This is a genomic window from Nocardia sp. XZ_19_231 (assembly GCF_015355705.1).
Lineage (GTDB): Bacteria > Actinomycetota > Actinomycetes > Mycobacteriales > Mycobacteriaceae > Nocardia > Nocardia salmonicida.
This window is the reverse complement of sequence record NZ_JACUZI010000002.1, coordinates 1,210,351-1,222,829: the sequence shown is the minus strand read 5'-3', so window position 1 is coordinate 1,222,829 and position 12,479 is coordinate 1,210,351. Positions and strand designations below refer to the sequence as shown.

The 12,479-nt window shown below is 67.2% G+C and carries 12 protein-coding genes; 8 read left to right on the top strand and 4 right to left on the bottom strand.

From position 1 onward, the window contains the following. Nucleotides 1-10: 10 nt before the first annotated feature. Nucleotides 11-799 carry a biotin--[acetyl-CoA-carboxylase] ligase gene (locus IBJ82_RS12710; RefSeq protein WP_194826057.1) on the bottom strand — a complete coding sequence of 263 codons (789 nt, stop codon included), beginning with the start codon at nt 797-799 and terminating at the stop codon, nt 11-13. A 190-nt stretch (nt 800-989) separates the two neighbouring features. Here IBJ82_RS12710 and IBJ82_RS12705 point away from each other — a divergent pair, with 190 nt between their 5' ends. The 3 genes from IBJ82_RS12705 to IBJ82_RS12695 all read left to right on the top strand — a co-directional run bounded on the left by IBJ82_RS12705 (nt 990) and on the right by IBJ82_RS12695 (nt 3,746). Further along, nucleotides 990-2,630 carry an acyl-CoA carboxylase subunit beta gene (locus IBJ82_RS12705; protein ID WP_194826056.1) on the top strand — a complete coding sequence of 547 codons (1,641 nt, stop codon included), beginning with the start codon at nt 990-992 and terminating at the stop codon, nt 2,628-2,630. A gap of 129 nt (nt 2,631-2,759) precedes the next feature. Beyond that, a complete protein-coding gene (locus tag IBJ82_RS12700) occupies nt 2,760-3,089 on the top strand; it encodes an acyl-CoA carboxylase epsilon subunit (protein WP_194826055.1) in 330 nt (109 codons plus the stop codon). Between the two features lie 21 nt (nt 3,090-3,110). Continuing rightward, the gene (locus IBJ82_RS12695; RefSeq protein WP_056818052.1) at nt 3,111-3,746 is read left to right on the top strand and encodes a nucleoside triphosphate pyrophosphatase; all 636 of its coding nucleotides are present in this window, start codon (nt 3,111-3,113) and stop codon (nt 3,744-3,746) included. On the opposite strand, the gene IBJ82_RS12690 is transcribed toward IBJ82_RS12695, so the two are convergent. Continuing rightward, nucleotides 3,672-4,436 (bottom strand): metalloregulator ArsR/SmtB family transcription factor, encoded by a 765-nt coding sequence (locus tag IBJ82_RS12690; protein ID WP_194826054.1) that lies wholly within the window; start codon nt 4,434-4,436, stop codon nt 3,672-3,674. The two genes, IBJ82_RS12695 and IBJ82_RS12690, sit on opposite strands and share 75 nt — an antisense overlap. A gap of 148 nt (nt 4,437-4,584) precedes the next feature. Here IBJ82_RS12690 and IBJ82_RS12685 point away from each other — a divergent pair, with 148 nt between their 5' ends. From IBJ82_RS12685 to IBJ82_RS12670, 4 genes are all read left to right on the top strand, one after another. Next, the gene (locus tag IBJ82_RS12685) at nt 4,585-5,475 is read left to right on the top strand and encodes a sulfurtransferase (protein ID WP_194826053.1); all 891 of its coding nucleotides are present in this window, start codon (nt 4,585-4,587) and stop codon (nt 5,473-5,475) included. A 188-nt stretch (nt 5,476-5,663) separates the two neighbouring features. After that, nucleotides 5,664-7,463 (top strand): acetyl/propionyl/methylcrotonyl-CoA carboxylase subunit alpha, encoded by a 1,800-nt coding sequence (locus IBJ82_RS12680; RefSeq protein ID WP_194826052.1) that lies wholly within the window; start codon nt 5,664-5,666, stop codon nt 7,461-7,463. A gap of 100 nt (nt 7,464-7,563) precedes the next feature. Then, entirely contained in the window at nt 7,564-8,535 is a 972-nt protein-coding gene (locus IBJ82_RS12675; RefSeq protein ID WP_194826051.1) for a patatin family protein, read from the top strand. A 36-nt stretch (nt 8,536-8,571) separates the two neighbouring features. Next, nucleotides 8,572-8,916 (top strand): hypothetical protein, encoded by a 345-nt coding sequence (locus IBJ82_RS12670; protein ID WP_194826050.1) that lies wholly within the window; start codon nt 8,572-8,574, stop codon nt 8,914-8,916. Between the two features lie 62 nt (nt 8,917-8,978). Here IBJ82_RS12670 and lat read toward each other — a convergent pair whose 3' ends face one another. Both lat and IBJ82_RS12660 read right to left on the bottom strand, forming a co-directional pair. Next, nucleotides 8,979-10,316 (bottom strand): L-lysine 6-transaminase, encoded by a 1,338-nt coding sequence (lat, locus tag IBJ82_RS12665; protein ID WP_194826049.1) that lies wholly within the window; start codon nt 10,314-10,316, stop codon nt 8,979-8,981. A gap of 66 nt (nt 10,317-10,382) precedes the next feature. After that, the gene (locus IBJ82_RS12660) at nt 10,383-10,835 is read right to left on the bottom strand and encodes an Lrp/AsnC family transcriptional regulator (RefSeq protein ID WP_194826048.1); all 453 of its coding nucleotides are present in this window, start codon (nt 10,833-10,835) and stop codon (nt 10,383-10,385) included. 118 nt (nt 10,836-10,953) lie between these two features. Between IBJ82_RS12660 and IBJ82_RS12655 the strand changes: the two genes are divergently transcribed. Further along, nucleotides 10,954-12,471: an aldehyde dehydrogenase family protein gene (locus tag IBJ82_RS12655; protein ID WP_194826047.1), complete on the top strand. Its 1,518-nt coding sequence runs from the start codon at nt 10,954-10,956 to the stop codon at nt 12,469-12,471. The last annotated feature ends 8 nt before the right edge of the window (nt 12,472-12,479 follow it).

Sequence of the window (12,479 nt, the reverse complement as noted above, 5' to 3'; positions counted from 1 at the left end):
GGGCCCGTCGTCAGTACTGTCCGCGCAGGTGGGACACGTCGCCCGCGGACACGGCCCGCTCGCCGATGAGCAGCCGTCCGGTGTCGTCGACGCCGGACGCCACCCCGGTGAGCACCGTCCCGCCGGGCAGTTCGGCGCGCACCTCGATCCCGATGGTGGCGCACCGCTCGCGATATTCGGCCACCAGATCGGCGGTTTCCCAGCCTGCCCGCTCCCACGCGGTGAAGCGGCGCGCGAACTCGGCCAGGATCGCCGCGACCAGCGCGGTGCGGTCGATATCTCGCGCACCGGCCAGGGACAGCGAAGTCGCGTGCGCGACAGGCAGTTCCGACTCGTCGAGGTCGACATTCATCCCGATGCCGACCACTACCGCGGGCGAGGCGCCGGTCGTGGCGACCTCGGCCAGGATGCCCGCGAGCTTGCGGCCGTCGAGCAGAACATCGTTGGGCCACTTCAATTCCGGCGAGACCCCGGCCGTGTCGCGCAGCGCGTCGACGACCGCGATGCCGGTGAGCAACGGCAGCCAGCCGAGGGCGGTGGGGTCGATGCCGGGCAGGCGCACCAGGATCGACAGCGAGATCTGCGCGCGGGGCGGACTCACCCAGGCGCGGGCATGTCGGCCGCGACCGCTCACCTGTTCCTCGGCGAGCAGCGCCTGACGGTCGGCGGACGGGTCGGCGGCGCGGGCGACCAGATCGGCATTGGTCGATCCGGTCGATTCGACTACATCGATCCGGTCGTAGAACGACAGTCCCTGCGAGCTGCGCAGACCCTGTACATCGATGGGTGCCCTGTTCATTCTCGGCACGTTACTGGAGTTCTCTGTGAACGATCATGACCACACGGAATAGGCGCTGTGGGCGCGGCCCATCCTCAGACCGCGCATGGCCGGAGCGAATGCGAAGGTACGCCTAGCTGGGGTTTCTCTACTGGCCGGTAAGCGAGACTGCCGTGGTGCGCGACGGTGTCACTCGTTACACTCGCAACCCATGACGAGTGTCCAGCAGCAGCCCGCATCGGAATCGGCGGGCACCCCCGATATCCACACCACCGCCGGGAAGCTGGCTGATCTGCGGAATCGGCTGGAAGAAGCGCAACACCCGATGGGTGAGGCCGCGGTCGACAAGGTGCACGCCAAGGGCAAGATGACCGCGCGCGAGCGCATCCTCGCCCTGGTCGACGAAGGCTCCTTCGTCGAACTCGACGCCCTGGCCAAGCACCGCAGCGTGAATTTCGGCCTCGAGCACAACCGCCCGCTCGGTGACGGCGTCGTCACCGGTTACGGCACCATCGACGGCCGCGACGTGTGCATCTTCTCCCAGGACGTCACCGTGTTCGGTGGCTCCCTCGGCGAGGTCTACGGCGAGAAGATCGTCAAGGTGATGGACCTGGCGATCAAGACCGGTCGTCCGCTGGTCGGCATCAACGAGGGCGCGGGCGCGCGCATTCAGGAGGGCGTCGTCTCGCTCGGCCTCTACGGCGAGATCTTCCACCGCAACGTGCAGGCCTCCGGCGTGATCCCGCAGATCTCGCTGATCATGGGTGCCGCCGCCGGTGGTCACGTGTACTCCCCCGCGCTCACCGACTTCGTGGTGATGGTCGATCAGACCTCCCAGATGTTCGTCACCGGGCCCGACGTGATCAAGACCGTCACCGGTGAAGAGGTCTCGATGGAGGACCTGGGTGGCGCGCACACCCACATGGTGAAGTCGGGTGTCGCCCACTACGTCGCTTCCGGCGAGCAGGACGCCCTCGACTACGTCAAGGATCTGCTGGGCTACCTGCCGAGCAACAACCGCGCCGAGGCCCCGCGCCACGCGCCCACCGACCCGATCAACGGCGCGATCGAAGAGTCCCTCACCGATGAGGACATCGAGCTCGACACGATCATCCCGGACTCGCCGAACCAGCCCTACGACATGCACGAGGTCATCCGCCGTCTGCTCGACGACGACGAGTTCCTCGAGGTCCAGGCCGAGCGCGCGATGAACATCATCTGCTGCTTCGGTCGCGTGGACGGGCGCAGCGTCGGCATCGTGGCCAACCAGCCGACCCAGTTCGCCGGCTGCCTCGACATCGACGCCTCGGAGAAGGCCGCGCGCTTCGTGCGCACCTGCGACGCCTTCAACATCCCGATCATCACCCTGGTGGACGTGCCCGGCTTCCTGCCCGGCACGGGCCAGGAATACAACGGCATCATCCGCCGTGGCGCGAAGCTGCTCTACGCCTACGGTGAGGCCACTGTGGGAAAGATCACGATCATCACTCGCAAGGCTTATGGCGGCGCCTACGACGTCATGGGTTCCAAGCACATGGGTGCCGATGTGAACCTGGCGTGGCCGACCGCTCAGATCGCCGTGATGGGTGCCTCCGGCGCCGTCGGTTTCGTCTACCGCAAGCAGCTGGCCGATGCCGCCAAGAACGGCGACGATGTCGATGCGCTGCGCCTCGAGCTGCAGAACGAGTACGAGGACACTCTCGTGAACCCGTACGTCGCCGCCGAGCGCGGATACGTCGACGCGGTCATCCCGCCCTCGCACACCCGTGGCCAGATCGTGTCGGCGCTGCGACTGCTCGAGCGCAAGATGGTGACCATGCCGCCGAAGAAACACGGCAACATTCCGCTCTGAAAACGCGATATCCCGGATAGGCCGCGCACACTTGTTGTGGAAAACAACTATTGATCGGCGCGGCTACACCGGGAATGATCGCGTCAACCGCGCTGTGAAGCGAAGTAAGTGCAGGAAGGATCTGGCACTGTGACAACTGTGGCAGAAGAAGACGTGCTGACAGTCGCCGAGCTCGAGCTCGTCGTCGAACCACTCGTCGAAGAAGCCGAACTGTCGGTGGACGCGGCTGTCGAGGCCCCCGTGTCGGCCACCGGCGAGCCGATGTTCCGCATTCTCAAGGGTTCGCCCACCGATCAGGACATCGCGGCTCTGGTCGCCGTCTTGAGCGCGGCAACCGCCAACGCGCCCGCCGGTGCCTCGAACGGACCGGCCGACGCATGGGGCACATCGACGATGATGCATCGGGGCACGAACCCGTTCTCGCCGTACGTGTACCCGATGCTGTCGCACCTGCGCTGAGGTGACCGGGCTGGTGCTGAGATGACCAGACTGGTTCTGGCATCGGCGTCGCCGGCCCGGCTCGGGATCCTGCGCACCGCGGGCATCGACCCCGTGGTGCGGGTCTCGGGCGTGGACGAGGACGCGGTGTCGGCGGCACTGCCCGCGGACACCTCCTCACACGATGTCGTCGTCGCCTTGGCTCGCGCCAAGGCGGCCGACGTCGCCGCTTCTATTCCGGAACTCGCCGCCGACTGTGTTGTCGTCGGCTGCGATTCGATGTTGCTCGTCGACGGGCAGCTGCAGGGCAAACCGCACACCCCCGAGGTGGCCCGCGAGCGCTGGGCCACGATGGCGGGCCGCAGTGCGGACCTGATCACCGGGCACTGCGTGCTGCGTCTCCGCGACGGCGAGATCGTCGCCGAGTCGGCCGAATGCAGCAGTACCACGGTGCATTTCGCGAAGCCGACGCCCGACGAGCTCGATACCTACATCGCGACGGGTGAACCGCTGAAGGTCGCGGGCGCGTTCACTCTGGACGGGCTCGGCGGCTGGTTCGTCGACCGGATCGAGGGCGACCCGTCCAGCGTCATCGGGATCGGATTACCGCTGTTGCGCCGACTGCTCGAAGACGTCGGTGTCGGTGTCACGCAGCTGTGGCGGGATCCGCGGGGCTGACGGCGCGATCACGTGCTGATCCCCCGGCTCCTTGGCCGGGGTGCGGTCGGGCGCGTTCATCGTCAGGTCGAGCCGGGCCGTACACAGTTCGGGCTCGACGAACGGATGCAGCTGCACGTCCACCCGCCCGCGGGCGCCGTTGCGCTCCAGCACCTCCCGCATGAGACCCATGTGCACACCGCACACCACCTCGGAGTGTGAGCGGGCCAGTTCACGCAGCGGACAGGCGGTGAGATTGATCTGCACGTGCTCCGAGGTCTCCCCGGCGGGCTCCTTCTCGGGCGCGAACCCGAGTTCCGACATCAGCGACATGGTGATGTCCCTGGCATCGGCGAGGGTCTCCACCTGCTGCGTGCCGATATCCATCCGCGCACCCCACGCGCGGCCCGCAGCGACGGCGGCGGCGGATCGGGTGACCGGATCGGGACCGAGATGGTCGGCCAGTACCTGCGCGAGCTCCTGATATCCCACCGAGCGCTGCACCGCGCGATAGCCGATCCGCGGACGTCCGCGGCCGCGTGGCGGCTGCTGGAACTGGCGAACCAGCGATTCACGGGTGAGGACATCGAGGTGGAATCGGACGGTGGTGACGTGCTGTCCGGTGATGCGGGCCAGTTCCTGGGCATCGAGGGGCTCGGTGGCGCCACGTAGGATCGCGAGCAGTCGCCGTCGCGGCCAAGAATCGGACATAGCTCACCCCTCCTCTCCAGAGACTTTATCGGACATCCGTGCGCTTTATTCGCCCATTGTGTCGATTCGTGATGTGCCACCACACACTTACCATCGGCTGCGACCACCAAGTGCTCGCACCCGCCCAACTCGCGTGAAGGACCACACCGTGCCCGTCGCCCCGGATCCGCACCCCGCCTTCGGTTCCTACGCAGTCCCGCATCGATTGGTAACCACAGAATGGCTGTCCGCAAACATCGGCGTGCGTGGTTTACGAATCATCGAGTCCAACGATGACATCCTGCTCTACGACATCGGCCATGTCCCGGGCGCGGTCAAGATCGACTGGCGCGGCGACCTGAGCGACCCGGTGACCCGCGATTATATCGACGGCGGGCGCTTCACCGAGCTGATGCGCGCCAAGGGCATCGAGCGCGACGACACCATCGTGATCTACGGCGATCGCGGCAACGCCCAGGCCGCGCACACCGCCTGGATCTTCACGCTGTTCGGCCACGAGGACGTGCGCCTGCTCGACGGCGGCCGCGACGCCTGGATCTCCGAGGAGCGCGACACCACCTTCGACCAGCCCTACCCCACCCCCAGCGCCTACCCCGAGGTCGTGCGCGACGACTCCACCGCGCGCGCGTTCCGCGAGGAGGTGCTCGGCAGGCTCGGCAAGCCCCTGGTCGACGTGCGTTCGGCGCAGGAGTACTCAGGCGAACTCGAGGACAAGCCGCTCAACCAGGAGTACGCGGCCCTCCGCGGCGGACACGTGCCGACCGCGGTGAACATTCCGTGGACCGCGGCGGCCACGATCGACGGCCGTTTCCGCTCGCGCGCCGACCTCGACGAGGTCTACGGCGCGCTTCCGGCCGACGACCTGGTCGTGTACAGCCGGGTGGGCGAGCGGTCCAGCCACACCTGGTTCGTCCTCACATTTCTGCTCGGCCGCAGGTCGGTCCGCAATTACGACGGTTCGTGGATCGAATGGGGCAACTCGGTGCGTGTACCGATCGCCAAGGGCACCGAACCAGGTGTCGCGAATCAGATCATTTGAAACATGTTCACATCACTGGACGCCGCGTAGTGTGACCTGCGACCTACTCGACAGTAGGGCTAGCCGAGTTCGAGCAGGGTTGGCACACTGCCTACACTCGCCCGAGACGAAAGTTGTCGATACCGGGCACGGGGCCTAACCGGCGACCCGTTCCCCGACGCGACCAAAGATTGCACACAGGAGGCTCAGTGCCCAGCCATGCCAGCGCACGGATCACAAAGGTACTCGTAGCTAACCGCGGCGAGATCGCGGTTCGCGTGATCCGGGCTGCCAAGGACGCGGGAATCACCAGCGTCGCGGTGTATGCCGAGCCCGATGCCGACGCTCCCTTCGTGAAGCTCGCCGACGAGGCGTTCGCCCTCGGTGGCCAGACCTCTGCCGAGTCGTACCTCGTGTTCGACAAGATCCTCGACGCCGCGGCCAAGTCCGGCGCCGACGCGATCCACCCCGGTTACGGTTTCCTCTCCGAGAATGCCGACTTCGCCCAGGCCGTCATCGACGCCGGGCTGATCTGGATCGGCCCGTCGCCGCAGTCCATCCGCGACCTCGGTGACAAGGTCACCGCGCGCCACATCGCCGAGAAGGCGAAGGCGCCGATGGCCGCGGGCACCAAGGACCCGGTCAAGAACGCCGACGAGGTCGTCGCGTTCGCCAAGGAATACGGCGTCCCGGTGGCCATCAAGGCCGCTTTCGGTGGCGGTGGCCGCGGCATGAAGGTCGCCCACACCATCGAAGAGATCCCCGAGCTGTTCGAGTCGGCCACCCGTGAGGCCATCGCCGCCTTCGGTCGCGGCGAGTGCTTCGTCGAGCAGTACCTCGACAAGGCCCGCCACGTCGAAGCCCAGGTCATCGCCGATCAGCACGGCAACGTGGTCGTCGCCGGTACCCGCGACTGCTCGCTGCAGCGCCGGTTCCAGAAGCTCGTCGAGGAGGCGCCCGCGCCGTTCCTGTCCGACGAGGTTCGCGCCGCCATCCACGAGTCGGCCAAGCGCATCTGCCGCGAGGCGGGCTACTACGGTGCGGGCACCGTGGAGTACCTGGTGCAGGGCGAGACCGTGTCGTTCCTCGAGGTGAACACCCGCCTGCAGGTGGAGCACCCGGTCACCGAGGAGACCGCGGGCATCGACCTGGTGCGTCAGCAGTTCGCGATCGCCAACGGCGACGAGCTGTCCATCAAGGAAGACCCCACCCCGCGTGGCCACTCGTTCGAGTTCCGGATCAACGGTGAGGACGCCGGTCGCGGCTTCCTGCCCGCTCCCGGCCCGGTGAACGTCTACCGCGAGCCCACGGGCCCCGGTGTGCGCGTCGATTCCGGTGTGGTCCAGGGCAGCGTCATCGGCGGTCAGTTCGACTCGATGCTGGCCAAGCTGATCGTCACCGGCGAGAACCGCGAGCAGGCGCTGCAGCGCGCGCGTCGCGCGCTGGCCGAGTTCGACGTCGAGGGCCTGGCGACGGTCATCCCGTTCCACCGCGCGGTCATCGAGGATCCGGCGTTCATCGGTGACGGCGAGAAGTTCGACATCTACACCAAGTGGATCGAAAACGAGTGGAAGAACACCGTCGAGCCGTACACGGCCGCCGGTGCCGCCGACGATGACGACGACGATCTGCCCCGGCAGAAGGTTGTCGTCGAGGTCGGTGGACGTCGCGTCGAGGTGTCGCTGCCCGGTCAGTTCACCCTCGGCGGCGGTGCGGCCGGTCCGGTCGGCAACGGTGTGGTCCGCAAGAAGCCGAAGGCGCGCAAGCGTGGCGGCGCCGGTGCCGGTGCCGCGTCGGGTGACGCGGTGACCGCGCCGATGCAGGGCACTGTCGTGAAGGTCGCGGTCGAAGAGGGCCAGACCGTCGAGGTGGGCGACCTGATCGTGGTGCTCGAGGCCATGAAGATGGAGAACCCGGTCAACGCGCACAAGGCCGGTGTCGTCACCGGACTGGCCGTCGAGGCGGGCGCAGCGATCACCCAGGGCACCGTTCTGGCGGAGATCAAGTAGTACATGTACCGCTGAGATCAGTTGGTGCGTGAGTGAACGGAAACTGAAGACCCGCTGCCTCAGGCAGCGGGTCTTCAGTTTCCAGGCTTATCGTTGTCTGATGACCCGTACTGCGCACACCGATCTGGACCCGCTCTCGACGCCGGGTTCGGCCACGGTGGCCGAGGTCATCCAGGCTCGCCGGGAATCCGGGCAGCGCGCCGACGGCAATCGGCTCGCGTTGGTGATCGAGGGCGGTGGCAGCCGCGGTGTGTACTCCAGCGGCATGGTCCAGGCGCTCGAGGAGCTGGGGCTGTCGAAGGTGTTCGACGCTGTCTACGGCACCTCGGCCGGGGCGATCAATGGCGCGTGGCTGCTGTGCGGGCGCGCGGCGACGGGTATGCGTTCGTGGACCGACCCGGCGATCATGCGCCGCGTGGTCGATCCGGTGCGGATCTTCCGCGGTCGCCCCGTCTTCGATCTGCACTATCTGGTGCATCGCGTGTACGACGGGATCGAGCCGATGGACTTTCCGGCCATCCTGGCCAATCCGACCACCTTCCACCCGATCGCGACCGATATCCGCACCGGGCAGTCGGTGGACCTCGGGCCCTACATCACCGACAAAAACACCCTCATGACGGCGCTGCGGGCCTCTGCGGGCCTACCGCTGCTGGCGGGACCACCGGTGACCCTCGCGGGTGGCAGCTACTTCGACGGCGGGCTCACCGAGACCGTCCCGATCCGCACCGCCGTGGCCGCGGGCACCACCCACGCCCTGGTCCTGCGGACCCGCCGGACCGATGAACTCCGCCCACCCGCTCCCCTGCTGCATCGGGTGGTCGGCGGCGGCTATATGCGTGCCATCGCGCCCGGTGCGTTCCGGGCGTGGAGCAAGCGGCCCGGCCAGCAGGCGATCGAGGACACCTATCTCGACGGCCTCGGCGATCACGTCCTCCAGGTGCACCCACCCGCCGGTTCCCCCGCCATCGACAGCGCGGCCCGCGACACCGACCTGCTCACCCGCGCCCTCGACATCGGTCGCACAGCGGTTCACTCACTGCTCGGCGGCGGCGCCCTGCGCACGGCCTGACCCGAGCCCGGCGAACGGCACCACTAGGCTGCTCGCGTGGAACCGATCGAGATCAACGCAGGGTCCTGGTATCTGCGCGCCCTTCGCGCGGACGAGCGCATCGACGACCGACCCGCGCTGGCCGATGGCGGCATCACCGATCCCGACTACGTGGCCACCCGGTCGGCGCAGTGGGCCGATGAATCCCACTTCTCCTGGGCGGTCTGCGTTCCGACGACGGCCGAGCTGGTCGCCGAGATCGGCGTGACACCGGGCCCCGACGACACCGCCACCGTCACGGGCTGGGCTCGTCCCGGCGCGGACGAGGCACTGGCCGCCGGTCTGGCCTCGGTCCACCGCTTCGTCGCGGGCGCACTCGGATTGACCGTCCCGCAGAACTGATCGCCGCTACCGCATGGCACCGCGTGCCCGGTGGAACAGTCTCCGGGCACGCGGCCACACCGTCAGTGTTCTCGTGTGAGCACCGCGTCGAGTGCGCCGACGGCCTGACTCAGCTCGTCCTCGGTGACGGTCAACGGCGGACGGAACCGGATGCTGCGCTCCCCCGTGCCGAGCAGCAGCACATGTTCACGGTCACGAAGCTCCGTCACCACCCGATCGCGAAGCTCCGGCGTCGCCAGGGTGATCGCGCACATCAGCCCACGCCCACGCGCCTCGCTGACCGTGTCCGGGTGTGCGATGGCGAGCTTGCCGAGCAGGTCGAGCAGATACGCACCGAGCGGCCCCGCGCCCTCGATCAGCCGATCCCGCTCCAGCACTTCGAGAATGCGCCGGGTGCGCACCATATCGGTGAGGTTGCCGCCCCAGGTGGAGTTGAGCCGCGAGCTCACCTGGAAGACATTGTCGGCCACCTCGTCGACCCGCCCGCCCGCCATGATCCCGCAGACCTGGGTCTTCTTGCCGAAGGCGATCACATCGGGCTGCACGTCCAATTGCTGGAAGGCCCAGGTGGTTCCGGTCATGCCGACACCGGTCTGCACCTCGTCGAGGATGAACAGCGCGTCGTTGGCGTGGCACAGCCGCTGCATGGCGCCGAGGAATTCCGGCCGCAGATGACGGTCACCGCCTTCGCCCTGGATCGGCTCGGCGATGAAGCAGGCGATGTCGTGTGGGTTGTCGGCGAAGGCCTGTTCGGCTTGGGCCACGGCGTGCGCTTCGAGGGCGGCGATGTCGGGCCCGGCGAAGGTGTGCGGAGTGTCGATTCGCGGCCAATCGAATTTCGGGAATCGCGCGGTCTTGACCGGGTCGGTATTGGTGAGCGACAACGTATAACCGCTTCGCCCGTGGAAGGCGCCGGTCAGATGCAGCACCTTGGTGCCGAGTTCCGTTGCGCGGCCGTGTAATTCGTTGTGCCTGCTCTTCCAGTCGAAAGCGACTTTCAGCGCGTTCTCCACCGCGAGCGCACCGCCGTCGACGAAGAACAGATGCGGTAAACGCGGATCACCGAGAACGCGGGCGAAGGTGTCGACGAAGCGGGCCATCTCGACGGTGTAGATATCGGAGTTGCTCGGCTTGTTCAGCGCGGCGGTGGCCAGTTCGGCGAGGAAGCTCTCGTCGCCGGCCAGCGCGGGATGGTTCATCCCGAGCGCGTTGGAGGCGAAGAAGCCGAACATGTCGAGATAGCTGGTGCCGTCGCGTTCGTCGACCAGCGTGCGGCCGTGCGACTCGTGTAGGTCGAGCACAAGCTCGAAACCGTCCGCGAGGATGTGCGAGGACAGGATTTCGTGGACCCGGTTGGCGGGGATGACCGCCGCGCCGGGGCGCTCCAGTTCGATGGTCATGAAACCGACGATACGCAAATATTTACGGAAGTTCTACGGAATCACGGATCAAATTACGGAAGATGACTACCTGTCATAGAATGTCTGCAGGATGATGGTGCTGCGGGTGTGCACGTTGGCCGTGGCCCTGATCTCCTGCAGCAGATGTTCCAGATGCCGAGGCGAGGCCACCCGCACCAGTAGGACGTAGCTCTCCTCGCCCGCCACCGAGTGGCACCCCTCGATGCCGGGGATGTGTTGCAACAAGGCGGGCGCGTCATCGGGCTGGGACGGGTCGAGAGGAGTGATCGCGACGAACGCCGACAACAAGTGCCCGAGCGCTTCGGGGTCCACCTGCGCCGCGTACCCCCGGATCACCCCGCGCGCTTCGAGCCTGCGCACCCGTGATTGCACCGCGGAAACCGAGAGACTGGCCTTCTCCGCCAGATTCGACAATGTAGCGCGACCGTCGGCCATCAGTTCTTTGATCAATAGTCGATCGATGTCATCGAGCTGGGGTCGAGCCGGTGTTTCCGCCATCAGCGAAGGCTAACGCAGCGTGGGGCCCACGCGGGGAAAACTTCTTTCCGTTCCCCACCGAAATCTCCCGAACTTTTCCGTGAGTCGTACCAAACAGCAGAAGGTGAGCAGAGTACCGATGACGCAGACCGTGAACTTCTCCGAGCAGCTCTCCCTGCGAGCCAGGGCGCTACTGCAGGGCCTCGGCGCCGCAGTGCCGGAACCCGGCCCGCTGCTCGCGCGCACGCCGATCTCCGGCGGTGTCCTGTTGCCCCTGACCGCCGACACCCCCGACGGCGTCGATGCCGCGATCGGCCGCGCCGCAACCGCGTTCGAGACGTGGCGCACGGTCCCCGCGCCCGTACGGGCGGCGCTGGTGCGCAGGCTGGCCCAGTTGCTGGTGACCAATCAGAACGAGCTGGCCGAGCTGGTGACCCTGGAAGCGGGCAAGATCGGCCCCGAGGCACTGGGCGAAGTGCAGGAGATGATCGATGTCTGCGAGTTCGCGATCGGGCTGTCGCGCCAACTCTACGGCGCCACAATGCCTTCCGAGCGGCCCGGACACCGGCTCATGGAGACGTGGCATCCGCTCGGCGTCGTCGGGGTGATCTCGGCGTTCAATTTCCCTGTCGCGGTGTGGGCGTGGAATACCGCGATCGCGCTGGTGTGCGGGGACACGGTGGTGTGGAAGCCGTCGGAGACCACGCCGCTGACGGCGTTGGCGTGCCACACGCTGCTGCGCCGTGCGGCGGTCGAGGTGGGCGCCGATCCCGAAGTGCACCAACTGATCCAAGGGGACGCCACGGTCGGATCCGCCTTGGTCGACGATCCCCGGGTCGCCCTGGTGAGCGCGACCGGTTCGGTGCGGATGGGCGCCACCGTCGCCCCGCGGGTGGCCGGGAGGTTCGGGCGGTGCCTGCTCGAACTGGGGGGCAACAATGCCGCGATCGTGGCGTCGAGCGCCGATCTGGAGCTGGCGGTGCGCGGCATCGTCTTCTCCGCGGCCGGGACGGCGGGGCAGCGGTGTACGAGTCTGCGGCGATTGATCGTGCATCGTTCGATCGCCGACCAGCTGGTCGACCGGCTCGCCGCGGCGTACAGCCAACTCCCCGTTGGCAATCCACTCGACGACGGGGTGCTGGTCGGGCCGCTGATCAACGAGCGCGCCTTCGCGGCGATGCAGCAGGCATTGGTCGGCGCGGTGGCCGAGGGCGGCGACATCATCTGTGGCGGTGAACGAGTCGAGGTACTCGGCCCCGACGCCTACTACGTGCGCCCCGCCCTTGTTCGGATGCCCGCGCAGACCGAACTCGTGCGCGAGGAGACCTTCGCACCGATTCTGTACGTGCTGACCTACGACGACATCGATGAGGCCATCGCACTCAACAACGGTGTGACACAGGGACTTTCCTCGTCGATCTTCACCCTCGACCAGCGCGAGGCCGAACAGTTCCTGGCCGGGTCCGACTGCGGCATCGCCAATGTCAACATCGGGACATCGGGTGCGGAGATCGGCGGCGCGTTCGGCGGGGAGAAGCACACCGGCGGCGGCCGGGAATCGGGCTCGGACTCCTGGAAGGCCTACATGCGTCGGGCCACCAACACCGTCAACTACTCCACCGAGCTCCCGCTCGCGCAGGGCATCCATTTCGGCTGATCAGCCAG

Coding starts and splice junctions, on each gene's coding strand:
- IBJ82_RS12710 (WP_194826057.1), bottom strand. CDS start 799: ATGAACAGGGCACCCATCGATGTACAGGGTCTGCGCAGCTCGCAGGGA.
- IBJ82_RS12705 (WP_194826056.1), top strand. CDS start 990: ATGACGAGTGTCCAGCAGCAGCCCGCATCGGAATCGGCGGGCACCCCC.
- IBJ82_RS12695 (WP_056818052.1), top strand. CDS start 3,111: ATGACCAGACTGGTTCTGGCATCGGCGTCGCCGGCCCGGCTCGGGATC.
- IBJ82_RS12690 (WP_194826054.1), bottom strand. CDS start 4,436: ATGTCCGATTCTTGGCCGCGACGGCGACTGCTCGCGATCCTACGTGGC.
- IBJ82_RS12675 (WP_194826051.1), top strand. CDS start 7,564: ATGACCCGTACTGCGCACACCGATCTGGACCCGCTCTCGACGCCGGGT.
- lat (WP_194826049.1), bottom strand. CDS start 10,316: ATGACCATCGAACTGGAGCGCCCCGGCGCGGCGGTCATCCCCGCCAAC.
- IBJ82_RS12660 (WP_194826048.1), bottom strand. CDS start 10,835: ATGGCGGAAACACCGGCTCGACCCCAGCTCGATGACATCGATCGACTA.
- IBJ82_RS12655 (WP_194826047.1), top strand. CDS start 10,954: ATGACGCAGACCGTGAACTTCTCCGAGCAGCTCTCCCTGCGAGCCAGG.